Genomic DNA, 25,949 nt, shown 5'->3' on the forward strand with positions numbered 1-25,949 from the left:
CCGCCCTCCCTCTGAACGCGAATAACGAGGGATCATTGTCGGCAGACGCGCGTCCTAACGACATTCAGCCGAATGGCTAACGCGGCTGCGAAGCCGCCCCGAGCGGCATCAAAGCGACTACAGTTGGGACTACAGCGAGGTCGTTCCCGCGCCGCCTGGCATGTGCCGATCGCACGCCATTCGTAAGCCTTCCGAAAGCAGAAAAACCCTGGCGGCTATAATCGCGGGACTGTTTTTCCGGTACTCCTATGCAAGCCACGTCTCCTACGTCTCCGCCGCCCGCGCCGGAAAAGCGCAAACGTCCGCTATGGCTGAAGCTGATCCTCGGCTTTGTCGGCTTGATCGTGGCGGGCATCGTGTGCGTGGCGCTGGTGCTCGGCTATGCGCTCGTCGTCGCGACGCCGAACCTGCCGTCACTCGATGCGCTGACCGACTATCAACCCAAGGTGCCGCTACGAATCTATACGGCCGACCACGTGCTGATCGGCGAATTCGGCGAGGAGCGGCGCGACATCGTGCACATCCAGGACGTGCCCGACAGCCTGAAGAAAGCGATCCTCGCGATCGAGGACGCGCGCTTCTACGAACACGGGGGCGTCGACCTGACCGGCATCGCGCGAGCCGGCATCGTCGCGCTGACCAACGGCCATGCGACGCAAGGCGCGAGCACAATCACGATGCAGGTCGCGCGCAACTTCTTTCTGTCCAGCGAGAAAACCTACACGCGCAAGATCTACGAGATGCTGCTCGCGTACAAGATCGAGTCGAAGCTGAGCAAGGATCAGATTCTCGAGGTGTACATGAATCAGATCTATCTCGGTCAGCGCGCGTACGGATTCGCGAGTGCGGCGCGCGTGTACTTCGCCAAGGATCTGAAGGACCTGACGCTCGCCGAATCGGCGATGCTCGCCGGTCTGCCGAAGGCGCCGTCCGCGTATAACCCGGTCGTCAATCCGAAGCGCGCGAAGGTGCGCCAGGAATACATCCTGCAGCGCATGTACGAACTGCATTACATCACCCCGGAACAGTACGACGAGGCGAGCCGCCAGCGGCTCGTCGTGAAGGGCATGGGCAAGGAGTACAGCGTGCACGCGGAATACGTCGCGGAAATGGTGCGGCAGATGATGTACGCGCAGTATCGCGAGGAAGCCTACACCCGCGGCCTGAACGTCGTGACCACGATCGACTCGGCCGATCAGGACGTCGCCTATCACGCGGTGCGCAAAGGCTTGATGGACTACGAGCGCCGTCACGGCTATCGCGGCCCGGAGGCGTTCATCGATCTGCCGGCCGACGCCGACGAGCGCGAGCAGGCCATCGACGATGCGCTGCTCGAGCATCCCGACAACGGCGAAATCATCGCCGCCGTCGTCACGGCGGCGAGCCCGAAGGAGGTGCAGGCGACCTTCATCGACGGCAACGTCGCGACGATTCAGGGCGACGGTCTGCGCTATGCGCAGTTCGCGCTCGGCCCGCGCGCGCAGCCGAATCAGCGCATCCGGCCTGGCGCGATCGTGCGGCTCGTGAAGAATGAAGAGGGCGACTGGTCGATCACGCAATTGCCGCAGGTGGAAGGCGCGTTCATCTCGGTGGTGCCGCAGGACGGGGCGATCCGTTCGCTGGTCGGCGGCTTCGACTTCAACAAGAACAAGTTCAATCACGTGACGCAGGCGTGGCGTCAGCCGGGTTCGAGCTTCAAGCCGTTCATTTATTCGGCGTCGCTCGAAAAAGGCCTCGGGCCCGCGACGATCATCAACGACGCGCCGCTCTTTTTCAGCGCCGCCGAAACCGGCGGCCAGGCGTGGGAGCCGAAGAACTACGGCGGCGGCTTCGACGGTCCGATGACGATGCGCACCGCGCTGCAGAAGTCGAAGAATCTCGTGTCGATCCGCATCCTGAACCAGATCGGCCCGAAGTACGCGCAGCAATACATCACGCGCTTCGGCTTCGACGCGGATCGCCATCCCGCCTATCTGCCGATGGCGCTCGGCGCGGGCCTCGTGACGCCGCTGCAGATGGCGGGCGCGTTCTCGGTGTTCGCCAACGGCGGCTACCGGATCAATCCTTACCTGATCGCGGAAGTCACCGATCAGCGCGGCGGCGTCGTCGCGCAAGCGCAGCCGCTCGTGGCCGGCCGAAACGCGCCGTATGCGATCCAACCGCGCAACGCCTATGTGATGAACAGCCTGCTGCAAAGCGTCGCGCAGCACGGCACCGGCGCGAAGAGCAACGTGCTCAAGCGCACCGATCTCGCCGGCAAGACCGGCACGACCAACGATTCCCGCGACGCCTGGTTCGCCGGCTATCAGCACACGCTCACCGCGATCGCGTGGATGGGCTACGACAATCCGCGCAGCCTCGGCGACAAGGAAACCGGCGGCGGCCTCGCGCTGCCGGTGTGGATCGAGTACATGGGACGCGCGCTGAAGGGTGTGCCCGAGTACAAGATGGCACGCCCCGACGACGTCAGCGAAATCGGCTCGGAGCTTTATTTCGACGATTTCACCCCGGGCCACGGGTTCATCGCAACGGTCGGCGTCAGTCAGGCGACGCTCGACGCCCAGGCGAGCGCCGCGGCCGCCGCGCCGGAACAGGTCGGCGAGCAGGAGAAGCAGGACATCATGAATCTGTTCCGCGGGCACTGAGGCCGCGTGGACGTACCGTTAGAAAGAAAAAACCGCCGCGTTCGTTACGCGGCGGTTTTGTTTTGAGAGCGTCTCGTGCTTCGCGCTCATTGCGCCACGCTCATTGCGCGGCGAACTGCACCGGCTCGCCAGCCTGCTCGGTCGCATACTGCGACAGCGCCGCGAAAAACTCCGAGCCGCTGCGCGTGTCGCGCCATTCGCCGTCGACGAAACGGAAGTGAAAACCACCGGCCTTCGCCGCGATCCAGATCTCGCTCATCGGCGGCTGAAGATTGACGATGATCTTCGTGCGGTTCTCGAATTCGAGCGTCAGAACGTTGCCGCTGCGCTCGAGCTCGATGTCGGCGTCGATGTCGTCGAGCGCGCTCTCGATGGCGGCCAGTACGGCTTCCGCACGGGTCAGGTAATCACTATCGGACATGCTAAACTCCATCGATTATTCATTCAGGGACAGTCATGCGAGTCGTAACTCGGATGCGCGCGGCAGCGCCCGGCCGCGCGATTGTAGCGGTTTTAGCCATTCTCGCAGGTTGTGCGCTCACCGGCTGCGGCCAACGCGGCTCGCTCTATCTGCCAACCGTACCGCCGCTGCCTGCCCCGCCGGCTCATCGCACGCAAACACCGTCGACCGATCAAACGCAGCCGGCTAACGGCGCGGCCAACGCGGACTCGATCCCGGACACCTCGGGCACGCCGCTCACGCTCGCCCCCGAAGACCAACTCAAGACGCCGCCCGCTTCGGCGGCATCGGCTCCCGCAGTGCCGCTGCCCGCCTCTGCCGTCCCTTCCGCTCAATAAGACTTTCGCATGACTCGATCCGCATTTGACTACGTCGACGGCGTATTGCACGCCGAAGGCGTGTCCGCCGTTTCCCTCGCCGAGCAGTTCGGCACGCCGCTGTACGTCTATTCGCGCGCCGCGCTCACCGCGGCGTGGAACGCCTATGCGGGCGCCTGCGCCGGGCGTCGCGCGAGCGTGCACGTGGCCGTCAAGGCCAATAGCAATCTGGCGGTGCTGAACGTATTCGCGCGCCTCGGCGCGGGCTTCGACATCGTGTCGGGCGGCGAACTCGCGCGCGTGCTCGCGGCCGGCGGCAAAGCGGAAAACACCGTGTTTTCGGGCGTCGGCAAGCAGGCGAGCGAAATGCGCGACGCGCTCGCGGCGGGCGTCAAATGCTTCAACGTCGAATCGATTCCCGAGCTCGATCGACTCAACGCGGTGGCGGGCGAGATGGGCAAGAAGGCGCCAGTGTCGCTGCGCGTGAATCCCGACGTCGACGCGAAAACGCATCCGTACATTTCCACCGGCCTGAAGACGAACAAGTTCGGCGTCGCGTTCGAGGATGCACGTGCCACTTATCAGGCGGCCGCGGCGATGGCGAATCTCGAGGTGGTCGGCATCGACTGCCATATCGGCTCGCAAATCACCGAAGTCGCGCCTTACCTCGACGCAATCGACAAAGTGCTGGAGCTCGTGGAGCAGATCGAGCAGGACGGCGTGACGATTCGCCATATCGACGTCGGCGGCGGCCTCGGCATCACATACGACGACGAAACGCCGCCGGAAATCGGCGAGTTCGTGCGCACGGTGCTCGATCGCATCGAAGCGCGCGGCCACGGTCACCGCGAAGTCTATTTCGAACCTGGCCGCTCGCTGGTCGGCAACGCGGGTGTGCTGCTCACGCGTCTCGAGTATCTGAAGCCGGGCGAGGACAAGAACTTCGCGATCGTCGACGCGGCGATGACCGATCTCGCACGCCCCGCGATGTACGACGCGTATCACGCAATCGAGCCGGTCGTGAAGCGCGACGTCCCTGCGCACGTCTATGACGTGGTCGGCCCGGTCTGCGAAAGCGGCGACTGGCTCGGCCGCGAACGGCTGCTCGCGGTCGAGCGCGGCGATCTGCTCGCGATCCGTTCGGCCGGCGCGTATGGCTTCGTGATGAGCTCGAACTACAACACCCGTGCGCGCGCCGCCGAAGTGATGGTGGATGGTACACAAGCGCACATAGTTCGCGCGCGCGAAGAGATCAGCCAGCTGTTTGCAGGCGAAACGATTCTGCCGGCGTAAACATTGGGGCTGGCTGCAGAGCCAACGGTAAATAAACCGCAGCAATAAAGAATGGCGATGCCTCCCCGGCATCGCCATTTTTCTTCGCAGCACCGTGCGTGACGCGAAAGGTTCGCGCAATCACCGTCGGCGCGTTGTCATCCTTCGCTCACGTATCCACACAACCAGCCGCCACCCCAGCAGCGCGATCATCACCGCGCCGTAAATCTTCGGCAGCAGCAGATCGTGCTTGCCCGCCTTCATCCACCAGAAATGCAGGATGGCGAGCGCGCCGATCACGTAGATCGCACGATGCAGCGTCTGCCAGCGACGCCCGAGCTTGCGCACCATCGCGCGCGGCGACGTGACCGCAAGCGCGATCAGCAGCACGAAGGCGGCGAAGCCCACCGTGATGAAGGGCCGCTTGCCGATGTCCTTCAGTATCTCCGCCACATCGAACCACTTGTCGAACCACAGGTACGTGGTGAAATGCAGCGTCGCATAGAAGAACGTATAGAGTCCGAGCATCCGACGGAAACGCACGAGCGCGGCGACGCCGGTCAGACGGCGCAGCGGCGTCACCGCTAGCGTGATGCACAGGAACACGAGCGTCCACAGGCCCGTCGAGCGGGTGATGAATTCGATCGGATTCGAACCGAGCCGGTCGGTCAGGCCAAACAGCACGAGGCGTGCGAGCGGATAGAGCGCCGCGACGAAGACCGCGACTTTCGCCGGGACGATCCAGCGCGCGCCGCCCGCGGCCCGCGGCTTGGCCGCCGACATCGGCGCCGTGCGCCGTGTCGCAGGCTCGCTGCGGGTGACAGTTTGCGTGTCGGTTGCCATCGCGCTCGCCTTAGAAGTTCTTCTTCAGGTCCATGCCTTGATAGAGCGATGCGACCTGATCGCCGTAACCGTTGAACATCAGTGTCTTGCGCTTCGGCGTAAAAAAGCCGTCTTCGCCGATACGCCGTTCCGTAGCCTGGCTCCAGCGCGGATGATCGACATTCGGATTCACATTCGAATAAAACCCATATTCGTTCGATGCGTACGTGTTCCAACTGGTCGGCGGCTGCTTCTCGACGAAACGAATTTTCACGAGCGACTTCGCGCTCTTGAAGCCGTACTTCCACGGCACCACCACGCGCACCGGCGCGCCGTTCTGATTCGGCAGCACCTGGCCGTAGAGGCCCATCGTCAGCAGCGTCAGTGGGTGCATCGCTTCGTCCATCCGCAGGCCTTCCGAGTACGGCCACTCGAGTATGGGCTGCGACAGCCCGGGCATCTGCGACGGATCGGCGAGCGTGATGAATTGCACGTACTTCGCATTGCCGGTCGGCTCGACGCGTTTAATTAACTCAGAAAGCGAGACGCCGATCCACGGCACCACGATCGACCAGCCTTCGACGCAGCGATGCCGGTACACACGTTCCTCGAGCGGCGCGAGCTTCAGCAGGTCGTCGATGTCATAGACCTTCGGATTCTTGATCTCACCCTCCACGCTCACCTTCCACGGATGCGGCCGCAACGTGCCCGCGTGCTGCGAGGGGTCGGATTTGTCGGTGCCGAACTCGTAGAAATTGTTGTAGGTGGTGATGTCCTTGTACGGCGTGATCTTGTCGAGCGCGACGAACCTGGTGTTGGTTTTCGCCGCGAGCTTCTGCGCCTTCGGATCGGGGGATGAGTATGTCGCGAGCGCCTCCCCGCTCACGCCGATCAGGCTGCCGAGCGCCATCGCGCCCGCTGCCTGCAGGATGCGTCGGCGGTTCTCGAACACGTGCCGCGGCGCGATTTCGCTGCGCGCGATGTCATCGCCGGTCAGTTGAATCCTGTCGCTTCGCTTGATCCACATCGTGCTGCTCCTTGCCGGCCCGCCGCGTCATGCGCGTTGCGGTGCCATATTGATGATCGCCCGTTTGGGGGCGCCTGTCATCCACGGGTACCTGCTCAGGTGCTTGATTGGTGAACACCGGGGCGCGACGAATATTCCGTCCACCATGAAAAAACCGCCGGTGCTAAAGCACGCGGCGGTTCTTAGTCGGTTCAGCGCGGCGGATCTTACAGCTTGCCGTAGCTATGCAAGCCCGACAGGAACATGTTCACGCCAAGGAACGCGAAGCTCGTGACCAGCAGGCCGGTCAGCGCCCACCATGCGGCGACCGCGCCGCGCAGGCCCTTCATCAGACGCATGTGCAGCCAGGCCGCGTAGTTCAGCCAGACGATCAGCGCCCAGGTCTCCTTCGGGTCCCAGCTCCAGTAGCCGCCCCACGCTTCGGCGGCCCACAGCGCGCCGAGAATCGTCGCGATCGTGAAGAACGCGAAGCCGACCGCGATCGACTTGTACATCACGTCGTCGAGCACGTCGAGCGCCGGAAGACGATCCGCAAGGACGCCGCGTTCCTTCGCCAGATAGGCGACGCCGACCATCGCCGACAGCGCGAAGCTGCCATAGCCGATGAAGTTCGCCGGCACGTGAATCTTCATCCACCAGCTTTGCAGCGCCGGCACGAGCGGCTGGATCTGCTGCGCATCGCGGGAGACCGAGTACCACATCAGGAAGCCGACGGCTGCGCTGATCACGAGCAGCACAAACGCGCCGAGCGCGCGCGTGTTGTAGTGCTGCTCGTAATACAGATAGAACAGCGCGGTGATCAGGCTGAACAGCACGAACACTTCATACAGATTCGAAATCGGAATATGGCCTACGTCCGAGCCGATCAGGTACGACTCGTACCAGCGCACCATCATGCCGACGAAACCCATCAGCACCGCCACCCACGTCATCTTCGAGCCGATCGCGGCGCCGGTCGGCGAGCGCGACAGCAAGGCGATCCAGTAGAACACGGTCGCGAAGACGAACAGCGCGCTCATCCACAGGATCGCGGACTGGCTGGACAGGAAATACTTGAGGAAGAACGCGTTGTCGGCGCGGCTCAGATCGCCTTGGTAGATCTGGATCGCAAGCAGCGACAGCGCGGCGATTCCCACCATCAGCGGACGCACCGGCTTCCAGCGCCAGCCGAGCACCAGGAAAACCGGCACCGAGCACACCAGCACCAGTTTGTCGTAGTAGTTCATGAACGGGTAGTACCGCGACAGCGCAAAGCCGGCGCCCCCGACCAGAGCGAGTGCGAACAGCCAGTCAAAGATACCCAGGCGTTTCAGGAACGGCCGTTCGTCGAATTGCTGGAGTTCGGGCGTGCTGCTCGCAAACGCCTTGTCGGCGCGTGAAGCAGAAGAAGAGGAGGAAACCTGAGTCAAGTCCATGATCTTACCGGGTCGAATCCTGTGAACTTGCCGACGGGGCGGCGGCCTGAGTGGCCGGACGGGCATCGGCTGCTTCGATGAGTTTCGCGCCCAGTGCGGCGCTCACGGCGTCGCGCGTCCGGACGAACTCCTTCTCGAAGTCTAGCGTCTTACGCGCGCTCGACATCGCCATCACGACGTTCGTGCCGTGGTCCGTATCCTTGAGCCAGAACCACAGACGCCGTTCGCGGACGTAGAACATCGAGAAGATGCCCAATACGAGAAGCAGGCTGCCAAGATACACGACTTTTTTGCCCGGCGCGCGCGTCAACTGAAATACCGAAGCTTGCACCTGCTTGAACGAGTCAAGCTGCAAATAGACCGGTGATCCATACAGAAAGCTGTCGGATATCGCATTAAGCGAGCTCTGAATGAAGCGGCTCGTATCGGCATTGGCCGGCGCGGCGGGCTCGCCGAGCCGCTGGCGCGACAGTTGCCATAGATCCCACGTGACGCCTTCGAGCATCCGAAGCAGCAGGCCCGCGGCCTTTTCCTGCTCGCCCTTCGGTACCGAGCGGTCGATAAACCCAGCGACTGCCTGGAAGCCGCCGAGCGTTTCGCCGTTCGGCATCTTCATGCTGGCGTCGGCGCCCGCAAAAAGGGTCAGCACGCGCAACGCGCTTTCCTCCAGATGTTGCTGCAACTCCGCATTCGAGCCCGACACCGAGCGCTGCGCAAACTGATGAGCGGCGATGGCGCGTTGGTTCGGGTCTTCGAGCGTGGCGCGCAGGTTCATCCATTCCTTCAGCGTGCCGCCGCTGTCAGCGGGAATGCGCAGGTAGCGGAAAGGATCGTCGGGATTCAGGCGCATGCCGGCGAGGAACATCTTCTCGCCGTTCACGTCGACGGGCAGCATGTAGTTGTTGTACTCGCGCGCCTGTCCATCCTTGCCGCGAATCTTGTACTGCACCGACGGGCCGACGTTGTGCAGGTCGAGCGGCTTCGAGGATTTCGCGCCGGAGCCGAGACGCTCGTCGAACGCTTCCTTCAGCGAGTGCTGCGCAGCGACCCCGCGCGCGTCGTTCTGGCCATTGGCGTTGGAGATGTTTTCGACGTTGATCGCGCGGAAGTCGGTGAATTCGACAGTCTGGCCGTCGGCGAGCGGCGTCGCTGAGCTCAACTGCGCGCTGCCGCCGATCGTGCCGCCAAACGGCGCGGGCTTCGCGCTCGGGCCGGACATCGGGAAGGCGGTCATCTGCATCTGCGAGCCGCCGTCCTGGAAACTCGACTGATAAATCGACACGCCGTCGTATTCGAACGGCTTGTTGACCTCGACGCGCGCCGGCACACGCGCGCCGGTCTTGTGATCGACCACGACGATGTCGCTCGCGAACAGCTTCGGCATGCCGGTCGTGTAGTAATCGACGATGAACTTGTTCAGTTCGATCGAAAACGGCAGGTCTTGGATCAGCGAACCGTTGGGCTGATTCAGGATTGCGGTCGACACGTGCTGCCCCTCGGGCACCCACGCGTAGCCGCGGAACGTCGGGTTCGACTGCGACAGCCGATGCTCGGGCGAAATCTCGCTGATAACGGTGTTCGAGTTGATCGGCGACTTGTCGAACAGCCACATTTGCAGCTTGATCGGCAGATTGCTGTCGAGCAGGCCGCCGAGGCAGATCACGACGATCGCGAGGTGCGCGGAGATGTAGCCGAACTTCGTCAGCGCGCCACGCTTTGCGGCGATCAGCGTCGCGCCGTCCGACTCACGCGTGACGAACTTGTAGCCGAGCTTCGCCGACAGTTTCGCGAGCACTGCCGCGGTCTGCGCGCGCGTGCCGTGCACGGCGAACTCGCCCTTGTGATGGAACGCACGAAGGCTGCCTTCGCGAACCTTGTCCTTCCAGCTCTTCGCATCGGCGAGCATCTTCGGCGCATTGCGGATCACGCAGAGCGACACCGACACCATCAGGAAGCCGAGAATCAGCATGAACCACCACGAGCTGTACACCGTGTAGAGGCTCAGCGCGCGGAAGATGTCCGCCCAGAACGGACCGAACTGGTTGACGTAGTTGGGATACGGATCGTCCTGCGTGAGGACGGTACCGATGATGCTGGCGATCGACAGAATCACGAGCAGCGCAATGGCGAAACGCATCGAGCTCAGGAGCTCGATGGAGCTGCGCATGACGCGATTGCCCGACTTCGACTGCAGACCCGACGTGGTGACGCTCATTCAAACTCCGACTGAACAGCAAAAAAGGGTGAAGGGCTGTCGTAGCTACGACACCCTCACCCTTTTCTTGTTTTTCACCGGCCTCGCCGGGCCGGTTGGATTCGCGCGGGCGAACCGCTTAATGCAGACCCGCGATGTAGTCGGCAACCGCCTTGATCTCGTTGTCCGACAAACGCGATGCTATCGCATGCATCGCGTCGCTGTTGTTACGAGCGCCCGGACCTTGCGTGAACGCGGTCAGCTGCGTCACCGAGTACTCGGCCCACTGTCCCGACAGGCGCGGATACTGGATCGGAATACCCTGTCCCGTGGGACCGTGGCAGGCCGCGCAGGCGGGCACGCCGCGGTCGGCAATCCCACCGCGATAGATCTGCTGCCCCACCGCGACCGTGTTCTTATTGTGCGCATAGCCAGGCTTGGGCGTCTGCGTCGAGAAGTAAGCCGCAACGTTGATCATGTCCTGATCGGAGAGCGCGGCGGCCATGCCTGCCATGATCGCATTATTGCGCGCGGCCTGTTTGGCGCCCGGTTGCGTCTTGAAATCTCGGAGCTGCTTGACGAGATACTCAGGATGCTGGCCCGCCAGCTTCGGATATGGACCGCCGGCACTGTTGCCGTCTGCCCCGTGACAAGACGCGCACACTTGTACCGCGATTGCCTGCCCCCGATTGATGTCCGGCTTTGCCGGATCTGCTGCTCGTGCCTGAATTGCCAAACCTGAAAGACCTGCCGTTACATGAAGCACCATCAGAGTCTTGCACAGTCGATTCATTCGCACACCCTGTCTCGTCTTGTGGGATTTTAGAGGTTCTGCAAAGTACGACGACGGCGACCGAGTGACCGCCAGGAGCCGCCAAGGCACGTGGGGCGGGCTCCCAAGGTTTTCAGTAAACCATCGTATTGTACAATAACTCGCTAATCGCTTAGACGCCAGTCGGGCTTGACCCCGTTCCCGCTGCGGGCTCCGCGGCGTCTCCAATCTGGCTTCCACCATGCCCTTCCTGCTCCACGAATCCCGCTTCTATACCACCGTCAATCATCTGCGTGACCTGCCGGCCACCGCGCAGCCCGAGATCGCTTTCGCGGGACGCTCGAATGCAGGCAAGTCGACGGCGATCAACGTGCTCTGCAATCAGAAGCGACTTGCGTTCGCGAGTAAGACGCCTGGCCGCACGCAGCACATCAATTATTTTTCGGTTGGCAAGGCAGATGAACCGGCCGGCTATCTGGTCGACCTGCCGGGCTACGGTTATGCGGAGGTGCCGGGAGCGGCGAAGGCTCACTGGGAAGCGTTGCTGTCCACGTACCTGCAATCGCGCTCGCAACTGCGCGGCATGATCCTGATGATGGATTCGCGCCGCCCGCTGACGGAGCTCGATCGACGCATGATCGAGTGGTTCGCGCCGACCGGCAAGCCGATCCACACGCTGCTCACCAAATGCGACAAATTGACGCGTCAGGAAAGCACGAACGCGTTGCGCACTGCGCAGAAGGGATTGGCCGAATATCGAGCCGCCGGCTATCGCGGCGAGTTGACCGCACAGCTCTTTTCGGCGCTCAAACGAACGGGCCTCGACGAAGCGCATGAGCTGATCGAGAGCTGGCTGATCCCCGGCGCGGTGGACGAAGCAGGTGAAAAGCCGGTTGCGGGCTGAATCACTATCGATGCCGGAATCCCTCAGCGCGCGTGACGCGTGATATGCCTTGAATACCCGTATGAGGGCGCATTTCCGTCCACCCATAAAAAAACCCGCCGCTTGAACGGCGGGTCAAACAGCCTAATCGAAAAACGACAGGCACCCGCTCAGGGAGGAGAAGCGGGGAGGTCAGCGCTAGGCGCCTTGCTCGATCGGTATGATATACCATTGTCTCGAAAAGTTTCCGGGAGCGGAGCCAGGTGCCATTTGTCCACTCCACCCATCCACGATCTTCGATTCGATATGAGCTTCTACCCGCACTACCGTCCGCGCCGCATGCGCCGTGACGACTTCTCGCGCCGCATGATGCGCGAAAACATCCTCACCACGAACGACCTGATTTACCCGGTATTTATCGTCGAGGGCACCAACGTTCGACAAGCGGTGCCGTCGATGCCGGGCGTCGAGCGCGTGTCGGTCGATCTGCTGATGGGCGTCGCGGAGCAGTGCGTCGAACTGGGCGTGCCGGTGCTGTCGCTGTTTCCCGCGATCGAGCACTCGCTGAAGACGCCCGAAGGCCGCGAAGCGGCCAACCCAGCGGGTCTGATCCCGCGCGCGGTGCGTGAATTGAAGAAAAATTTTCCGGAGCTCGGCGTGCTCACCGATGTCGCCCTCGATCCGTACACGAGCCACGGTCAGGACGGCGTGCTCGACGAAGCCGGCTACGTGATGAACGACGAGACCGTCGAAATCCTCGTCGAGCAGGCGCGCGCGCAGGCGGAAGCCGGCGTCGACATCGTCGCGCCGTCAGACATGATGGACGGCCGCATCGGCGCGATCCGCGAAATGCTCGAGAGCGAGGATCACATCCACACCCGCATCATGGCGTACGCGGCGAAGTACGCTTCGGCGTTCTACGGCCCGTTCCGCGATGCCGTCGGTTCCGCGACGAACCTCGGCAAGAGCAACAAGATGACCTACCAGATGGACCCGGCCAACTCGAACGAGGCGCTGCGCGAAGTGCAGGCCGACATCAACGAAGGCGCGGACATGGTGATGGTCAAGCCGGGCATGCCGTATCTGGACATCGTGCGTCGCGTGAAGGACGAGTTCCAGTTTCCTACCTACGTGTACCAGGTGAGCGGCGAATACGCGATGCTGAAAGCCGCCGCGCAGAACGGCTGGCTCGATCACGACAAGGTGATGATGGAATCGCTGCTGGCATTCAAGCGTGCCGGCGCGGACGGCGTGCTGACGTATTTCGCGCTGGATGCCGCGAAGATCCTGCGATCGCAAAAGTAAATCAACGCGCGGTTTAGCACGTCGAGACAACAAAAAGGAGACGAACCTTGGGTTTCGCCTCCTTTTTTTGCTGCTCGTTTGCGCCGGAGCGGCCTTTCAACACCCCGCGGCGTTCGATTACACCCCCGACGCACCAGCCCGATCCAGTGTGCGCAGGAATTTATCCGCCGATTCGTAGCCGACCACCCGCAGCACTTCCTTGCCCTCCTGATCGAAGAAAATAATCCCCGGCGGCCCGAACAGGTTGAAGCGCTTGAGCAGCGCCTGGTCGTCGGTATTGTTCGCAGTGACGTCGGCGCGCAGCAGATTCATCTGCTTCAGCTTCGCCTGAACGCGCGGGTCGCTGAAGGTGAATTTCTCCATTTCCCTGCAGCTCACGCACCAATCCGCGTAAAAATCGAGCATGGCAGGCTGTGCGGCCGTTTTGACGGCCTGGTCAAGCTGCTCCGATGAACGAACCGGTGCGAACGTCAAATCGCTTTGCGACGCCGTTGCGACCGCGCTGGAGCCATCTTTCGCGATGCCCGCCTGATTGCCGGCGCGAGCCGCGAGCACCGCCAGCGGGCGCAGCGGGTCCGACGATCCCGCGGCGAGGCCAATGAGAAGCGCGACCGCCCAGACGGCCATCACGACTCCGACCGCCCGCCCGAACCGGTGCCATATCGAGCCGCCCGCGACCGACCTGGAAAACAGGCCGAGGGCGACCGCCGCGATCAGCAGCCAGAGCGCACTCAACAGCATCGTCGCCGGGCCGCCGAGCACCGGCCAAACGATCCACAACGCCGCGGCGAGCAGAACCACGCCGAAAAACACTTTTACGCTGTCCATCCACTTGCCCGCGCGCGGCAGCAGCGTGCCCGCGCCGAGGCCAATAATTAGCAGCGGCAGCCCGAGCCCGATACCCATCGAGAAGAGCGCCGCGCCACCGAGCACGGCGTTGCCGGTGTGCGCGATGAACGCGAGCACCGCAAAAAGCGGTGCGGTCATGCACGCGCCGACAACCAGCGCCGACAGCGCGCCCATCACGGCGACTGCGGTAAATTTGCCGCCCGAGCGTCCCGCTGATACGCTCGACATCCGATCGCGCCAGCGCGGCGGCAGTTCGAGATCCACACCGGCGATCAGCAACAGCGCGAAAATCGTCAGAAGGCCGCCGAACGCGCCCAGCACCCACGGATTCTGCAGCCATGCGCCGAGACTCTGCCCGACGAGTGCCGCCGCGACGCCCAGCACCGTGTAGACGAGCGCCATCCCGATTACGTACGCGACCGACAGCGCGAAACCACGCCCACGCGTGACGCGCGCCCCCTCGCCGATGATGATCGCAGCCAGGATCGGAATCATTGGATACGAGCACGGCAGCAGGCTCAGAATTGCGCCCGCAACAAAATAAAGCCCTACGATCGCAAAGAAACCGCCTCGCTGTAGCAGCGTCTGCGCGTAGTCGGCGCTGGTCGCGCGTTCGTACCACGGTTCGTCATCAGCGGGCGCGAATTGGTGCGCGGTTGGACCCGCTGCTGCGCGGCCAGCCGGCTGCAGCGCCTCGCCGCTCACGTGATAAACGCGCTCCATCGGGGGGTAGCAGATGCCAGCTTCGGCGCAGCCCTGCGACGTCACCGCGAGATCGAACGGTCCGGCTGCCTGCTTCACCGGAATGTGAATCGTCACCTCGTTGTGATACGTCTCGACATTCTTGTTGAATGTCTGATCGAACTTCACGTGACCGTCGGGCAGTTGAGGCTCGCCAAGCGTCGCTGTGCCGTTGCGGGTCGCGAAAGCGAAGCGCTCGCGGTACATGTAGTAACCATCCGCAATCGTGTAGGTGACGACGACTTGCCCGGGCTGCTCGGTCGCACTGAACCGGAACGCGACCGACGGGTCGAGGAAGTCGTCCGCGGCGCGCGCGAGGGTGGCGAGTTGCGCGAGGAACACGCAGCCGAGCAGAAAGAATGCGGTGCGCAGCGTAGCGAGCGCGCGCCGGTCGAGACCGTTAAACATGAAGAGGGCGTTGGGTTTCAGCAGTGATCCACTGGCCGTAGGCGGCCGAGGCCGTCGCTTGCCATGAGAGGATTTCCGGCGTGTCGTAGGGATGGTGAGCCTGAATGTATTGTTCAAGTTCGAGCGCGCGAGCGGCGCTGGTCTTGAACAACAGCTGGATTTCCTGCGCAGTTTCGATCGCGCCCTGCCAGTGATAGCTCGAATGCACGCTGCCTAACTGCGTGACGCATGCACAAAGGCGCGCGGCGAGCGCGCTGGCGGCGAGTTTTTCAGCGACGGCCGCATCCGGCACCGTCGTCAGTACCAAGGTCACTTTCACACTCACACCAGGCTCCGGCGACGCAGGATTTCGATGCCGATATCGTATCACCTGGCCATATCGCCTCGCAGAGCGCCCCGCAGCGCGGCCGCGACATTTGGTCACTGCGACACGGCTTGCGGCATCGATGAAAAATTCGCCGCCAAATCGGCATAGGGGAGGGCCATGAGGCCGCACCCCTGCCACACCACCCGGCGTGCGGGTCCGCACCGGGCGGTTCGGGAAGTTGAGGTTATGAGAGCCGGGGTGCACCCAGCCGATCGAAGTATCCGAGAGTCAGCACGCTATTCAGGAGCTTGTCGCTGTCACGCCAGCAGCGGCGACTGCTCGCCGCCATCTGGTGCGCCACAGCGGGCGATGCCCCCAGCGCATGCATCGCTTAAGCTGGATGACACGCAACCGGTGACGCATCCACTCGTCCAGCGTCCGCCAGACTCGTGGCGTTTGCGCCAACCGGCGTACGCCTTCCAGCCCAGCACATAGGGCCGTAACCGTTCCACCACGTCCTTCATGCTGCGCCCGCCGTTACGGCCGGTCAGTTCACGAATGCGGCGTTTGAACGCCAGCAGCGGTTTGGTCGCCACCTTGCGCTTGATGACACCGCCGGACGCTACCCACAGGCTGTAGCCCAGGAACTTGCGACCGAACATCGACATGTCGCTGGACACTCCTTCCCGTTCGGCCCTTCGTCACCAGCTTCGGTCTCATCGACCTGTCCTGTGACTACTTCGGCCTCTGCTGACTTCTCGCTCCGGCTCGACGCCGTAGCCCTTTCAGGCATGAGGCGAGATCTCCCCAGGTAAGAACACACTCCTTCATCGCACAACCGCCGTATCTACGCCGCTTCGCCTTGGTCACGAGAGCTTTGTGGTTGCTTGCCCACTCGCCCTGCTCGACAGCGCCTTCTATCCGGTTCTTGTTCATCGGCTCGGGATTTACGCTCCACGCTTTCTCCCCACACCCGGTCGCCTTCATGCAGTTGCGCTTCACTTCATTCGCTATGACCAGCTTATGGCGGGACTTACACCCGCAGGAGTGCGCCCATGTTGCGCGCACAAACAAAAAAGCCAGGCGATGCGCCTGGCTTTTCGTTCAAACCAAAAAGCTTACTCAGCTTCTTGCACTTCCGTTTCTTCAACTTCCGGACGGTCGAGGAGTTCGACCAGTGCCATCGGCGCGTTATCGCCAACGCGGAAGCCGAACTTCAGCACGCGCAGGTAGCCGCCAGGACGGTTTGCGTAGCGCGGGCCGAGCACGTCGAACAGCTTCGTGACCGAGTCACGGTCGCGCAGGCGGTTGAACGCCAGACGACGGTTTGCCAGCGACGGCTTCTTGCCGAGCGTGATCAGCGGCTCGACGACTTTACGGAGTTCCTTCGCCTTCGGCAGCGTGGTCTTGATGACTTCGTGCTCGATCAGCGAGTTGGACATGTTACGGAGCATTGCCAGACGGTGGCTGCTCGTGCGGTTCAGTTTCCGCAGACCATGACGGTGACGCATGTTAATTCCTTCAGTTCAAAGTTTTGGTCCAGCTCTTCTATCGCACTCGTTCTGCAGCGTCGGCAGCAAACAGTGAGCGCACGGGCCGGTAGTTAAAAAAGACAAGACGCGGATTTTAAAGGAAAATCCGCGTCCTTGCCAGTCTAGTGCAACGGTGCAATCGCGGGTTATCCCCGACCGAGTTGTCCGCTTACTTGTCGAGACCAGCCGGCGGCCAGTTCTCGAGCTTCATGCCGAGCGTCAGACCGCGCGATGCCAGAACTTCCTTGATCTCGTTCAGCGACTTGCGACCGAGATTCGGAGTCTTGAGCAGTTCGTTCTCGGTACGTTGGATCAGGTCGCCGATGTAGTAGATGTTTTCGGCCTTCAGGCAGTTCGCGGAACGAACCGTCAGTTCGAGATCGTCGACCGGGCGCAGCAGGATCGGATCGATCTGCGGTGCGCGCGACGGCGCTTCCGCCGCTGCTTCGGTACCTTCCAGCGCCGCGAACACCGACAGCTGATCGACCAGAATGCGCGCCGATTGGCGGATCGCTTCTTCCGGCGAAATCACACCGTTGGTTTCGATGTTCATCACGAGCTTGTCGAGGTCGGTGCGCTGCTCGACGCGGGCGCTTTCGACCGCGTAGCTCACGCGACGAACCGGCGAAAACGACGCGTCCAGCACGATTCGGCCGATGATCTTGGCCGACTCTTCACCGTAACGACGCACATTGCCCGGCACATAGCCGCGGCCCTTTTCCACCTTGATCTGCACGTCGAGCTTGCCACCCTTCGACAGATGCGCAATCACGTGATCCGGATTGATGACTTCGCAGTCATGTGCGAGTTCGATATCGCCCGCTGTGACCACGCCTTCGCCTTCCTTGCGCAGCGTAACCGTCACTTCGTCACGGTTATGCAGCTTGAAGACGACGCCCTTCAGGTTCAACAACAGGTTGACCACATCCTCTTGCACACCGTCGAGCGTCGAATACTCATGCACAACGCCTGCAATCGTCACCTCGGTCGGGGCATAGCCGACCATCGACGACAACAGCACGCGCCGAAGCGCGTTACCCAAGGTGTGGCCATAACCGCGTTCAAACGGTTCCATGACCACTTTCGCGTGGCTCTCGCCAAGCGATTCAACTGCAATGATCTTGGGCTTCAACAAACTGGTTTGCATAGGTTTTCCTTTTCAATACCCTCGGCTCGTTACACCGATAAGGCTGACCGGTAACAACCTGAAAATAAACAGCCGAGACGCCCCCTTGCGCAACGCAATCAGGGCGCCCCGGCCGTCAATCCGATTACCGCGAATACAATTCGACGATCAGGCTTTCGTTGATGTCGCCAGCGATGTCGCTGCGTTCCGGCTTCTGCTTGAAGGTACCTTCGAACTTCTTCGCGTCGACCGCGACCCAGCTCGGCATGCCGCCTTGTTCAGCGAGCGACAACGCCTCGATGATGCGAGCCTGCTTGCGCTTCTGTTCGCGCACGGCAACGACGTCGCCAGCCTTCACTTGCATCGACGGGATGTTCGTCACGACGCCGTTCACCGTGATCGCCTTGTGGCCAACCAGCTGACGTGCTTCGGCACGCGTCGAGCCGAAGCCCATCCGATACACGACGTTGTCCAGACGCGATTCGAGCAGTTGCAGCAGGTTTTCACCCGTGTTGCCCTTCAGGCGGTCTGCTTCAGCGAAGTAGCGACGGAACTGGCGCTCGAGGACACCGTAGATACGCTTTACTTTTTGCTTCTCGCGCAATTGCGTGCCATAGTCGGACGTACGCGCGCCCGAAGTACGGCCGTGCTGGCCGGGCTTGCTGTCCAGCTTGCACTTGTCAGCGAGCGAGCGGCGCGCGCTCTTCAGGAAGAGGTCAGTGCCTTCACGGCGGGACAGCTTGGCCTTGGGGCCGATATAACGTGCCACGTTGATTCCTTCTGTGATTAATCACGCGAATGCTTCCACTCGCGCTAGTCCGAACCCTTTGGGTCGAACGGTGGGCTTAGTCTATTCAATAACGCGCGCAGCCCGCCACCGCGCAAGGCGGCAACAGGCGCTCGCAAAACCAGCGTCTTAGATACGACGACGCTTCGGCGGACGGCAGCCGTTATGCGGGACCGGCGTCACGTCGGAGATCGCGGTAATCTTGATGCCAAGACCATGCAACGCGCGCACCGCCGATTCGCGGCCAGGACCGGGGCCCTTGATCCGCACTTCGAGGTTCTTCACGCCGTATTCCATCGCCACTCGGCCAGCCGATTCAGCTGCGACCTGAGCTGCAAACGGGGTCGACTTACGCGAACCCTTGAAGCCCTGACCACCCGACGTTGCCCAAGCAAGCGCGTTGCCTTGACGGTCGGTGATCGTGATGATGGTGTTGTTGAACGACGCGTGAACGTGAACCACGCCCTCGGCGACGTTCTTCTTGACCTTCTTGCGAACGCGTTGCGCCGCGGAGTTGTTCGAAGCCTTAGCCATTACGTTTTCCTGTAACTGTCAGTTCCGCTTACTTCTTCAGCGATTGCGCTGCACGACGCGGACCCTTGCGCGTACGGGCATTCGTACGCGTACGCTGGCCGCGCAGGGGCAGACCCTTACGATGCCGCACGCCACGATAGCAGCCGAGATCCATCAGGCGCTTAATGTTCATCGTCGTTTCACGGCGCAAATCGCCTTCAACGATGAACTTGCCGACTTCTTCACGCAGCTTTTCGAGGTCTGCGTCAGTCAGGTCTTTGACCTTCTTCGAAAATGCCACACCAGCAGCGACGCAAATGTCGCGCGAGCGCGTGCGACCGATACCGTAAATAGCCGTCAGGCCGATTTCAGTATGCTGGTGATTCGGGATGTTAACCCCTGCGATACGAGCCATTGTTTTTCCTCAAACAAAAAGCGCAAGCAAAAGCGCGGCGTTCAGCCTTGACGCTGTTTGTGGCGCGGATCAGAGCTGCAAATCACGCGCACAACGCCTTTGCGCTTGATGATCTTGCAATTGCGGCAAATGCGCTTAACCGATGCCATCACTTTCATGATATTACCCTTTTTTCAAATCACTTCGCCCGGAACACGATCCGCGCACGCGACAGATCGTAAGGCGTCAATTCAACCGTCACCTTGTCGCCCGGCAGAATTCGGATGTAGTGCATCCGCATCTTGCCGGATATGTGTCCCAACACGACATGGCCGTTTTCCAGCTTCACCCTGAAGGTAGCGTTAGGCAGGTTTTCAATTACTTCGCCCTGCATCTGGATCACATCGTCTTTGGCCATAAGTCCTTTCAACGCATCGGGACGCCGCCGCCTTTGAAATTAGCTTTCTTCAGCAGCGATTCATACTGTTGCGACATAACGTACGACTGCACCTGCGCCATGAAATCCATTGTGACGACGACAATGATCAGCAGCGACGTTCCACCAAAATAAAACGGCACGTTCCAGCGCAGCACCAGAAATTCGGGCAGCAGGCAAACGAACACGATGTAGATCGCACCGGCCAGCGTCAGACGCGTAAGGATGCGGTCGATATATCGCGCCGTCTGATCGCCCGGGCGGATGCCAGGGACGAAAGCGCCACTCTTTTTCAGGTTGTCGGCCGTTTCCCTGCTGTTGAACACCAGTGCGGTGTAGAAGAAGCAGAAGAAAACGATCGCCAACGCGTACAGCAACACGTACACGGGTTGACCGGGCTTCAGGGCTTCGGCCACATTGTGCAACGTGTCTGCGAACCAGCTGGTACGCGAACCCGAACTGAACCAGTTCAGGATAGTTGCCGGGAAGAGAATGATCGACGATGCGAAGATCGGCGGAATCACGCCCGACATGTTCAGCTTCAGCGGCAAATGCGAAGACTGCCCGCCGTAAATCTTGTTGCCTACCTGCCGCTTTGCGTAATTCACAAGAATCTTGCGCTGGCCGCGTTCGATGAACACCACCAGATACGTCACAGCAGCAATCAGCGCGACGACGATAATCGCCGAGATGATACTCATCGAGCCGGTTCGCACCAGTTCAAAGAGACCACCAATTGCGTTCGGGAAGCCCGCCGCAATACCGCCGAAAATGATGATCGAGATACCATTGCCGAGCCCGCGCTCCGTGATTTGCTCCCCCAGCCACATCAGGAACATCGTGCCGGTCACAAGCGTCACGACCGTCGTCAACCGGAAAACCATCCCCGGATCAATCACGAGGCCAGGCTGATTTTCCAGCGCCACGGCAATGCCGAACGCCTGAAATGTCGCCAGCACGACCGTAAAGATCCGCGTGTACTGCGTAATCTTCCGCTGACCTGCCTGCCCTTCCTTTTTCAGCGCTTCGAGTTGCGGCGAGACAATCGCCAGCAACTGCATGATGATCGACGCCGAAATGTACGGCATGATCCCCAACGCGAAAATGGTGAACCGCGAAAGTGCGCCACCCGAGAACATGTTAAACATGCCAAGGATGCCGCCCGACTGGCTTTGGAACAACTTCGCCAGTTGGTCCGGGTCGATACCCGGCACCGGAATATGCGCGCCGATGCGGTAGACGACCAGCGCCAGCAGCAGGAATACTGCTCGCCGACGCAGATCGCCAAACTTCGCCGCGCTGCGACCGGGTTTTGCGAGACTCGGGCTGTTAGCCAAGTACCTTCTCCGATGCAAATGCTAGTGACGGCAAATAACTTGCGCGTTACTCGGCAAACGAGCCACCGGCTGCTTCGATAGCAGCACGTGCGCTCTTCGTCGCACCCAGACCCTTCACAACGACCTTGCGCTTGAGCTCGCCGGTCGCGATGATCTTGGCGCTACGGATCAGCTCGCCGACTAGGCCGGCTTGTTTGAGAGCCAGCAGATCGATTTCGTCAACCGGCAGCTTCTCCAGATCCGAGAGACGCACTTCACCGACGAATTCCTTCGTCAGCGAGGTGAAGCCACGCTTCGGCAGGCGACGTTGCAGCGGCATTTGACCGCCTTCGAAGCCAACCTTGTGAAAGCCGCCCGAACGCGACTTCTGACCCTTGTGACCACGGCCAGCGGTCTTGCCGAGGCCGGAGCCGATGCCGCGACCAACGCGACGCTTTGCGTGCTTCGCGCCTTCAGCCGGCTTCAGGTTATTCAATTCCATTATCAACTCCTTGAGTCCTGGTCAGCCGCTTAGCTGATGACCTTAACGAGGTACGAAACCTTGTTGATCATGCCGCGCACAGCCGGCGTATCCTGCAACTCGCTAACCGAGTTGAGTCGGCGCAGGCCCAAGCCACGCACCGTTGCGCGGTGCGATTCACGGGTGCCGATCAGGCTCTTGACGAGCTGGACCTTGACAGTTTTATCAGACATGGTGTCCACCTTTAGCCCAGAATTTCTTCGACGGACTTGCCGCGCTTCGCAGCGATGTCGGCCGGCGTGGACTGCTTGCGCAGGCCGTCGAGCGTCGCACGAACGAGGTTATACGGGTTCGTCGAACCGTGGCTCTTGGCCACGACGTTCTGCACGCCCATCACGTCGAACACTGCGCGCATCGGACCGCCAGCGATCACGCCGGTACCGTCCTTCGCCGGAGCGAGGAGAACCGTTGATGCGCCGTGCTTACCATGCACTTCGTGTTGCAGGGTACCGTTCTTCAGCGGCACCTTGAACATGTTGCGGCGAGCCTGTTCCATCGCCTTCTGGACAGCGACCGGCACTTCCTTCGCCTTGCCCTTGCCCATACCGACGCGGCCATCACCGTCGCCAACCACGGTCAGTGCAGCGAAGCCGAGAATACGGCCACCCTTCACGACCTTGGTCACGCGGTTGACCGAGATCATCTTTTCACGGAGGCCGTCGTCGCGTTCGTCAGCCTGAACTTTAGCTTGCATCTTTGCCATGACGAATTCTTCCCTTAGAACTTGAGTCCGGCTTCGCGCGCCGCATCAGCCAACGCTTTCACGCGGCCGTGGTAACGGAAACCCGAACGGTCGAAGGCGACGGATTCGATGCCGGCAGCCTTAGCCTTTTCTGCAATGCGCTTGCCGATCAGGGTTGCAGCAGCAACGTTGCCGCCCTTGCCCGATTGATCGGCCAGTTGCGCACGCACTTCGGCTTCGAGCGTCGACGCGCTGGCGAGCACCTTGGTGCCGCACGGCGAGAACACTTGCGCATAGATGTGCGTGTTCGTGCGATGCACGGCGAGACGCGCGACCTGCAGCTCAGCGATCTTGATACGCGTCTGACGAGCGCGGCGCAGGCGAGATTGAGTCTTATCCATGATTGCGCACCCTTACTTCTTCTTCGTTTCTTTGAGGATCACAACCTCATCGGCGTAACGCACGCCCTTGCCCTTATAGGGCTCCGGCGGACGGTAGCCGCGCACTTCTGCAGCGACTTGACCGACTTGTTGCTTGTTGATCCCCTTGATCACGATTTCGGTTTGCGACGGGGTTTCTGCCTTGACGCCAGCCGGCATCTGGTGCACCACCGGGTGCGAGAAACCCAACGACAAGTTCAGCTTGTCGCCTTGCGCCTGTGCGCGATAACCGACGCCAACCAGCGTCAGCTTGCGCTCGAAACCCTTCGTCACGCCGTACACCATATTCGCAACCAGTGCGCGCATGGTGCCCGACATCGCATTCGCTTCGCGGCTTCCGTCGACCGGCTCGAACTTCAGCGTGCCGTTGTCGTTAACCACCTTCACGAGACTGTTGGCAGCCTGCGAAATCGTACCCAGCGGACCCTTGACAGTAATGCTGTCGGCGCTCAGGGCCACTTCCGCGCCTTGCAGCGCGATCGGGCTCTTACCTACTCGAGACATGTTTCTCTCCTTTCGGCCTTAAGCGACGTAGCAGATGACTTCGCCGCCAACGCCCGTTGCACGTGCCTTGCGGTCCGTCATCACGCCCTTGGGCGTCGACACGATTGCCACGCCGAGGCCATTCATGACCACGGGGATGTCGTTACGGCCGCGGTACACACGCAGACCAGGCTTCGAGACGCGTTCGATGCGCTCGATGACCGGGCGGCCAGCGTAATACTTCAACACGATGTTCAATTCCGACTTCGCACCTTCGGACTTCACTGCGAAATCGTCGATATAACCTTCGTCCTTCAGGACCTGCGCAATCGCAACCTTGACTTTCGACGAGGGCATAGTCACCGAAACCTTCTCGACCATCTGCGCATTGCGGATGCGAGTCAGCATATCGGCGATAGGATCACTCATGCTCATTTATGTTTCTCCTATTACCAGCTCGCCTTGGTCAGGCCAGGGATCTCGCCGCGGAACGCGATTTCACGAATCTTGTTACGCGCCAGGCCGAATTTACGGAACGTCCCGCGCGGACGACCGGTAATTGCGCAACGGTTGCGCTTACGGGTCGGGTTAGAGTTGCGCGGCAGTTGCTGCAGTTCCAGACGTGCTGCGTAATGCTCTTCTTCCGACTTGCTCGTGTCGCCAATGATTGCCTTCAGTGCAGCACGCTTGGGAGCGTACTTGGCGGCGAGGCGAGCACGCTTCTTTTCACGTTCGATCAGTGCCAGTTTAGCCACGGTAACCTCAGTTTCTGAACGGGAACTTGAAGCCGGCGAGCAGAGCCTTTGCTTCGTCGTCAGTCTTCGCAGTCGTCGTGATGCTGATGTTCAGCCCACGCAGTGCGTCGATCTTGTCGTAATCGATTTCGGGGAAAATGATCTGCTCTTTCACACCGATGTTGTAGTTGCCGCGACCATCAAACGCCTTACCCGACACGCCACGGAAGTCGCGCACACGGGGGAGCGCAACCGTCACGAAACGGTCGAGGAATTCGTACATTGCCTGGCCACGCAGCGTGACCATGGCGCCGATCGGATAGCCCTGACGGATCTTGAAGCCAGCAATTGCCTTGCGCGCCTTCGTGATCACCGGCTTCTGACCTGCGATCTTCGTCAGATCGCCAACCGCGTTTTCGATGATCTTCTTGTCAGCGACGGCTTCGCCAAGACCCATATTCAGGGTGATCTTGGTGATGCGCGGCACTTCCATCACGGACTTGTAACCGAACTTCTCGATGAGGCCGGGTACAACCTTTTCTTTGTAAAACTCTTGCAAACGAGCCATTTTTTACTCCGCAGCGTCAGGCGCTCAGCACGGCACCGGTCGTCTTCAGGAAACGGACCTTCTTGTCTCCTTCGACCTTGATGCCTACACGCGATGGCTTGCCATTCGCGTCGACCAATGCGACGTTCGAAATTTGCAGCGGCATCGTCTTGGCTTCCACGCCGCCCGTCGTACCCTTCATCGGGTTCGGCTTGACGTGCTTCTTGACGAGATTGATGCCCTCGACGGTCACGGTCTCCCCGTGAACGGCCAGCACAACGCCACGCTTGCCCTTATCTTTGCCGGTGATGACGATAACTTCGTCACCCTTGCGAATCTTGTTCATCGCGACTCCTTACAGCACTTCAGGCGCCAGCGAAACGATCTTCATGAATCGTTCGCTACGCAACTCGCGCGTGACTGGCCCGAAAATACGGGTGCCGATCGGTTCGAGCTTGGTGTTGAGCAACACAGCTGCGTTGCCGTCGAACTTGATCAGCGAGCCGTCCTGACGGCGCACGCCCTTGGCGGTGCGAACCACCACGGCGTTGTAGATTTCGCCTTTCTTCACGCGCCCGCGCGGCGTTGCCTCTTTGACGGTCACCTTGATGATGTCGCCAATGCTGGCATAACGACGCTTCGAGCCGCCGAGCACCTTGATGCACATGACTTCACGTGCACCCGTGTTGTCGGCCACTTCAAGCCGAGTTTCGGTCTGGATCATGGTTTATCTTTCCCAACTTAATCCGGTCACACCACCATGGTGCTCCCCGGTCAGTCTTGGTCCCGTCAGCCGATCGGCTGCTTGGGTTAGAACAGCAGCGACGGCAAACGAAACCCGCCATCGCAATCCGGTGAATCCTTCGGCACAGGCTGGCGCCCGGACCGCTTCCCCCACCAACTTCGCCCGCGACGGGGCTCCCATAAAGAGGGAAGACCGAGATTATATCAAATAATCCCGGTCTTGCAAGCGAAACTTACTGCGATTTCAACTACTTCTA

Annotated in this window: 31 protein-coding genes and 1 pseudogene; 5 read left to right on the plus strand and 27 right to left on the minus strand. The window is 61.1% G+C overall.

Annotated features, from left to right (window positions below; all coding sequences use genetic code 11):
* The first annotated feature begins 248 nt into the window (after positions 1–248).
* Positions 249–2,645: a penicillin-binding protein 1A gene (locus AB3X95_RS31120; RefSeq protein WP_368623338.1), complete on the plus strand. Its 2,397-nt coding sequence runs from the start codon at positions 249–251 to the stop codon at positions 2,643–2,645.
* 100 nt (positions 2,646–2,745) lie between these two features.
* Here AB3X95_RS31120 and cyaY read toward each other — a convergent pair whose 3' ends face one another.
* Positions 2,746–3,066: an iron donor protein CyaY gene (gene cyaY / locus AB3X95_RS31125; protein WP_176110110.1), complete on the minus strand. Its 321-nt coding sequence runs from the start codon at positions 3,064–3,066 to the stop codon at positions 2,746–2,748.
* 35 nt (positions 3,067–3,101) lie between these two features.
* Between cyaY and AB3X95_RS31130 the strand changes: the two genes are divergently transcribed.
* Together AB3X95_RS31130 and lysA are read left to right on the plus strand one after the other, a co-directional pair.
* The gene (locus AB3X95_RS31130) at positions 3,102–3,443 is read left to right on the plus strand and encodes a lipoprotein (RefSeq protein WP_176124248.1); all 342 of its coding nucleotides are present in this window, start codon (positions 3,102–3,104) and stop codon (positions 3,441–3,443) included.
* Positions 3,444–3,452: 9 nt separating this feature from the next.
* Positions 3,453–4,715 carry a diaminopimelate decarboxylase gene (lysA, locus tag AB3X95_RS31135; RefSeq protein WP_368623339.1) on the plus strand — a complete coding sequence of 421 codons (1,263 nt, stop codon included), beginning with the start codon at positions 3,453–3,455 and terminating at the stop codon, positions 4,713–4,715.
* Positions 4,716–4,835: 120 nt separating this feature from the next.
* On the opposite strand, the gene msrQ is transcribed toward lysA, so the two are convergent.
* From msrQ to AB3X95_RS31160, 5 genes are all read right to left on the minus strand, one after another.
* Entirely contained in the window at positions 4,836–5,537 is a 702-nt protein-coding gene (msrQ, locus tag AB3X95_RS31140) for a protein-methionine-sulfoxide reductase heme-binding subunit MsrQ (protein ID WP_368623340.1), read from the minus strand.
* A gap of 10 nt (positions 5,538–5,547) precedes the next feature.
* Positions 5,548–6,543, minus strand: coding sequence for a protein-methionine-sulfoxide reductase catalytic subunit MsrP (gene msrP, locus AB3X95_RS31145; RefSeq protein WP_368623341.1), 996 nt, complete (start codon positions 6,541–6,543; stop codon positions 5,548–5,550).
* Between the two features lie 206 nt (positions 6,544–6,749).
* On the minus strand, positions 6,750–7,958 hold the full coding sequence (gene ccsB, locus AB3X95_RS31150) for a c-type cytochrome biogenesis protein CcsB (RefSeq protein WP_368623342.1): 1,209 nt from the start codon (positions 7,956–7,958) through the stop codon (positions 6,750–6,752).
* A 4-nt stretch (positions 7,959–7,962) separates the two neighbouring features.
* Positions 7,963–10,173, minus strand: a complete 2,211-nt coding sequence (locus tag AB3X95_RS31155; RefSeq protein WP_368623343.1) for a cytochrome c biogenesis protein ResB — start codon at positions 10,171–10,173, stop codon at positions 7,963–7,965.
* 118 nt (positions 10,174–10,291) lie between these two features.
* Complete coding sequence (locus AB3X95_RS31160; protein ID WP_368623347.1) at positions 10,292–10,945, minus strand: cytochrome c; 654 nt, start codon at positions 10,943–10,945, stop codon at positions 10,292–10,294.
* Positions 10,946–11,165: 220 nt separating this feature from the next.
* On the opposite strand from AB3X95_RS31160, the gene yihA reads away from it, so the two are divergent.
* Positions 11,166–11,828, plus strand: coding sequence for a ribosome biogenesis GTP-binding protein YihA/YsxC (yihA, locus tag AB3X95_RS31165; protein ID WP_176124242.1), 663 nt, complete (start codon positions 11,166–11,168; stop codon positions 11,826–11,828).
* A gap of 285 nt (positions 11,829–12,113) precedes the next feature.
* The gene (gene hemB / locus AB3X95_RS31170) at positions 12,114–13,112 is read left to right on the plus strand and encodes a porphobilinogen synthase (protein ID WP_176124241.1); all 999 of its coding nucleotides are present in this window, start codon (positions 12,114–12,116) and stop codon (positions 13,110–13,112) included.
* 117 nt (positions 13,113–13,229) lie between these two features.
* Here hemB and dsbD read toward each other — a convergent pair whose 3' ends face one another.
* The 21 genes and pseudogenes from dsbD to rplN form a co-directional block, all read right to left on the minus strand.
* Positions 13,230–15,110, minus strand: coding sequence for a protein-disulfide reductase DsbD (dsbD, locus tag AB3X95_RS31175; protein ID WP_368623344.1), 1,881 nt, complete (start codon positions 15,108–15,110; stop codon positions 13,230–13,232).
* Positions 15,103–15,429, minus strand: coding sequence for a divalent-cation tolerance protein CutA (gene cutA / locus AB3X95_RS31180; RefSeq protein ID WP_184228159.1), 327 nt, complete (start codon positions 15,427–15,429; stop codon positions 15,103–15,105). The genes dsbD and cutA overlap by 8 nt, the downstream gene beginning before the upstream one ends.
* A gap of 232 nt (positions 15,430–15,661) precedes the next feature.
* Positions 15,662–16,082, minus strand: a pseudogene (locus AB3X95_RS31185) (group II intron maturase-specific domain-containing protein); the annotation flags it as partial.
* Positions 16,083–16,535: 453 nt separating this feature from the next.
* On the minus strand, positions 16,536–16,928 hold the full coding sequence (gene rplQ, locus AB3X95_RS31190) for a 50S ribosomal protein L17 (RefSeq protein WP_013090750.1): 393 nt from the start codon (positions 16,926–16,928) through the stop codon (positions 16,536–16,538).
* Between the two features lie 190 nt (positions 16,929–17,118).
* Positions 17,119–18,096 (minus strand): DNA-directed RNA polymerase subunit alpha, encoded by a 978-nt coding sequence (rpoA, locus tag AB3X95_RS31195; RefSeq protein WP_007730697.1) that lies wholly within the window; start codon positions 18,094–18,096, stop codon positions 17,119–17,121.
* A 124-nt stretch (positions 18,097–18,220) separates the two neighbouring features.
* Positions 18,221–18,844: a 30S ribosomal protein S4 gene (rpsD, locus tag AB3X95_RS31200; RefSeq protein WP_013090752.1), complete on the minus strand. Its 624-nt coding sequence runs from the start codon at positions 18,842–18,844 to the stop codon at positions 18,221–18,223.
* Positions 18,845–18,991: 147 nt separating this feature from the next.
* Entirely contained in the window at positions 18,992–19,396 is a 405-nt protein-coding gene (gene rpsK, locus AB3X95_RS31205) for a 30S ribosomal protein S11 (protein WP_006052224.1), read from the minus strand.
* Between the two features lie 28 nt (positions 19,397–19,424).
* Complete coding sequence (gene rpsM, locus AB3X95_RS31210) at positions 19,425–19,790, minus strand: 30S ribosomal protein S13 (protein ID WP_008923332.1); 366 nt, start codon at positions 19,788–19,790, stop codon at positions 19,425–19,427.
* 41 nt (positions 19,791–19,831) lie between these two features.
* Entirely contained in the window at positions 19,832–19,948 is a 117-nt protein-coding gene (gene rpmJ / locus AB3X95_RS31215; RefSeq protein ID WP_004199844.1) for a 50S ribosomal protein L36, read from the minus strand.
* Positions 19,949–19,968: 20 nt separating this feature from the next.
* The gene (infA, locus tag AB3X95_RS31220; protein WP_004521905.1) at positions 19,969–20,187 is read right to left on the minus strand and encodes a translation initiation factor IF-1; all 219 of its coding nucleotides are present in this window, start codon (positions 20,185–20,187) and stop codon (positions 19,969–19,971) included.
* An 8-nt stretch (positions 20,188–20,195) separates the two neighbouring features.
* Entirely contained in the window at positions 20,196–21,542 is a 1,347-nt protein-coding gene (gene secY, locus AB3X95_RS31225; protein ID WP_013090753.1) for a preprotein translocase subunit SecY, read from the minus strand.
* A gap of 46 nt (positions 21,543–21,588) precedes the next feature.
* The gene (gene rplO, locus AB3X95_RS31230; protein WP_018420156.1) at positions 21,589–22,023 is read right to left on the minus strand and encodes a 50S ribosomal protein L15; all 435 of its coding nucleotides are present in this window, start codon (positions 22,021–22,023) and stop codon (positions 21,589–21,591) included.
* 29 nt (positions 22,024–22,052) lie between these two features.
* Positions 22,053–22,235 carry a 50S ribosomal protein L30 gene (gene rpmD, locus AB3X95_RS31235; protein WP_008923335.1) on the minus strand — a complete coding sequence of 61 codons (183 nt, stop codon included), beginning with the start codon at positions 22,233–22,235 and terminating at the stop codon, positions 22,053–22,055.
* Between the two features lie 11 nt (positions 22,236–22,246).
* Complete coding sequence (gene rpsE / locus AB3X95_RS31240) at positions 22,247–22,765, minus strand: 30S ribosomal protein S5 (RefSeq protein ID WP_004197945.1); 519 nt, start codon at positions 22,763–22,765, stop codon at positions 22,247–22,249.
* Between the two features lie 14 nt (positions 22,766–22,779).
* Positions 22,780–23,145 (minus strand): 50S ribosomal protein L18, encoded by a 366-nt coding sequence (gene rplR / locus AB3X95_RS31245; protein WP_008923336.1) that lies wholly within the window; start codon positions 23,143–23,145, stop codon positions 22,780–22,782.
* 12 nt (positions 23,146–23,157) lie between these two features.
* Entirely contained in the window at positions 23,158–23,688 is a 531-nt protein-coding gene (gene rplF / locus AB3X95_RS31250; protein WP_176110100.1) for a 50S ribosomal protein L6, read from the minus strand.
* Between the two features lie 18 nt (positions 23,689–23,706).
* The gene (rpsH, locus tag AB3X95_RS31255; protein ID WP_006052216.1) at positions 23,707–24,102 is read right to left on the minus strand and encodes a 30S ribosomal protein S8; all 396 of its coding nucleotides are present in this window, start codon (positions 24,100–24,102) and stop codon (positions 23,707–23,709) included.
* A gap of 14 nt (positions 24,103–24,116) precedes the next feature.
* Positions 24,117–24,422 (minus strand): 30S ribosomal protein S14, encoded by a 306-nt coding sequence (rpsN, locus tag AB3X95_RS31260; protein WP_090802162.1) that lies wholly within the window; start codon positions 24,420–24,422, stop codon positions 24,117–24,119.
* A gap of 7 nt (positions 24,423–24,429) precedes the next feature.
* Positions 24,430–24,969 (minus strand): 50S ribosomal protein L5, encoded by a 540-nt coding sequence (gene rplE, locus AB3X95_RS31265; protein WP_176110099.1) that lies wholly within the window; start codon positions 24,967–24,969, stop codon positions 24,430–24,432.
* 16 nt (positions 24,970–24,985) lie between these two features.
* Positions 24,986–25,294 (minus strand): 50S ribosomal protein L24, encoded by a 309-nt coding sequence (rplX, locus tag AB3X95_RS31270; protein ID WP_008923340.1) that lies wholly within the window; start codon positions 25,292–25,294, stop codon positions 24,986–24,988.
* A 9-nt stretch (positions 25,295–25,303) separates the two neighbouring features.
* Complete coding sequence (gene rplN, locus AB3X95_RS31275) at positions 25,304–25,672, minus strand: 50S ribosomal protein L14 (protein ID WP_006998478.1); 369 nt, start codon at positions 25,670–25,672, stop codon at positions 25,304–25,306.
* Between the last annotated feature and the right edge of the window lie 277 nt (positions 25,673–25,949).

It is taken from the genome of Paraburkholderia sp. BR13444 (assembly GCF_040948755.1).
In the GTDB taxonomy this organism is placed as follows: domain Bacteria; phylum Pseudomonadota; class Gammaproteobacteria; order Burkholderiales; family Burkholderiaceae; genus Paraburkholderia; species Paraburkholderia youngii.

Bases quoted from the DNA above. Each gene is read 5' to 3' on its own strand.
- AB3X95_RS31120 (WP_368623338.1), top strand. From the start codon at position 249: ATGCAAGCCACGTCTCCTACGTCTCCGCCGCCCGCGCCGGAAAAGCGC.
- cyaY (WP_176110110.1), bottom strand. From the start codon at position 3,066: ATGTCCGATAGTGATTACCTGACCCGTGCGGAAGCCGTACTGGCCGCC.
- AB3X95_RS31130 (WP_176124248.1), top strand. From the start codon at position 3,102: ATGCGAGTCGTAACTCGGATGCGCGCGGCAGCGCCCGGCCGCGCGATT.
- lysA (WP_368623339.1), top strand. From the start codon at position 3,453: ATGACTCGATCCGCATTTGACTACGTCGACGGCGTATTGCACGCCGAA.
- msrQ (WP_368623340.1), bottom strand. From the start codon at position 5,537: ATGGCAACCGACACGCAAACTGTCACCCGCAGCGAGCCTGCGACACGG.
- msrP (WP_368623341.1), bottom strand. From the start codon at position 6,543: ATGTGGATCAAGCGAAGCGACAGGATTCAACTGACCGGCGATGACATC.
- ccsB (WP_368623342.1), bottom strand. From the start codon at position 7,958: ATGGACTTGACTCAGGTTTCCTCCTCTTCTTCTGCTTCACGCGCCGAC.
- AB3X95_RS31155 (WP_368623343.1), bottom strand. From the start codon at position 10,173: ATGAGCGTCACCACGTCGGGTCTGCAGTCGAAGTCGGGCAATCGCGTC.
- AB3X95_RS31160 (WP_368623347.1), bottom strand. From the start codon at position 10,945: ATGAATCGACTGTGCAAGACTCTGATGGTGCTTCATGTAACGGCAGGT.
- yihA (WP_176124242.1), top strand. From the start codon at position 11,166: ATGCCCTTCCTGCTCCACGAATCCCGCTTCTATACCACCGTCAATCAT.
- hemB (WP_176124241.1), top strand. From the start codon at position 12,114: ATGAGCTTCTACCCGCACTACCGTCCGCGCCGCATGCGCCGTGACGAC.
- dsbD (WP_368623344.1), bottom strand. From the start codon at position 15,110: ATGTTTAACGGTCTCGACCGGCGCGCGCTCGCTACGCTGCGCACCGCA.
- rplQ (WP_013090750.1), bottom strand. From the start codon at position 16,928: ATGCGTCACCGTCATGGTCTGCGGAAACTGAACCGCACGAGCAGCCAC.
- rpoA (WP_007730697.1), bottom strand. From the start codon at position 18,096: ATGCAAACCAGTTTGTTGAAGCCCAAGATCATTGCAGTTGAATCGCTT.
- rpsK (WP_006052224.1), bottom strand. From the start codon at position 19,396: ATGGCTAAGGCTTCGAACAACTCCGCGGCGCAACGCGTTCGCAAGAAG.
- rpsM (WP_008923332.1), bottom strand. From the start codon at position 19,790: ATGGCTCGTATCGCAGGGGTTAACATCCCGAATCACCAGCATACTGAA.
- rpmJ (WP_004199844.1), bottom strand. From the start codon at position 19,948: ATGAAAGTGATGGCATCGGTTAAGCGCATTTGCCGCAATTGCAAGATC.
- infA (WP_004521905.1), bottom strand. From the start codon at position 20,187: ATGGCCAAAGACGATGTGATCCAGATGCAGGGCGAAGTAATTGAAAAC.
- rplO (WP_018420156.1), bottom strand. From the start codon at position 22,023: ATGGAATTGAATAACCTGAAGCCGGCTGAAGGCGCGAAGCACGCAAAG.
- rpmD (WP_008923335.1), bottom strand. From the start codon at position 22,235: ATGTCTGATAAAACTGTCAAGGTCCAGCTCGTCAAGAGCCTGATCGGC.
- rpsE (WP_004197945.1), bottom strand. From the start codon at position 22,765: ATGGCAAAGATGCAAGCTAAAGTTCAGGCTGACGAACGCGACGACGGC.
- rplR (WP_008923336.1), bottom strand. From the start codon at position 23,145: ATGGATAAGACTCAATCTCGCCTGCGCCGCGCTCGTCAGACGCGTATC.
- rplF (WP_176110100.1), bottom strand. From the start codon at position 23,688: ATGTCTCGAGTAGGTAAGAGCCCGATCGCGCTGCAAGGCGCGGAAGTG.
- rpsH (WP_006052216.1), bottom strand. From the start codon at position 24,102: ATGAGCATGAGTGATCCTATCGCCGATATGCTGACTCGCATCCGCAAT.
- rplE (WP_176110099.1), bottom strand. From the start codon at position 24,969: ATGGCTCGTTTGCAAGAGTTTTACAAAGAAAAGGTTGTACCCGGCCTC.
- rplX (WP_008923340.1), bottom strand. From the start codon at position 25,294: ATGAACAAGATTCGCAAGGGTGACGAAGTTATCGTCATCACCGGCAAA.
- rplN (WP_006998478.1), bottom strand. From the start codon at position 25,672: ATGATCCAGACCGAAACTCGGCTTGAAGTGGCCGACAACACGGGTGCA.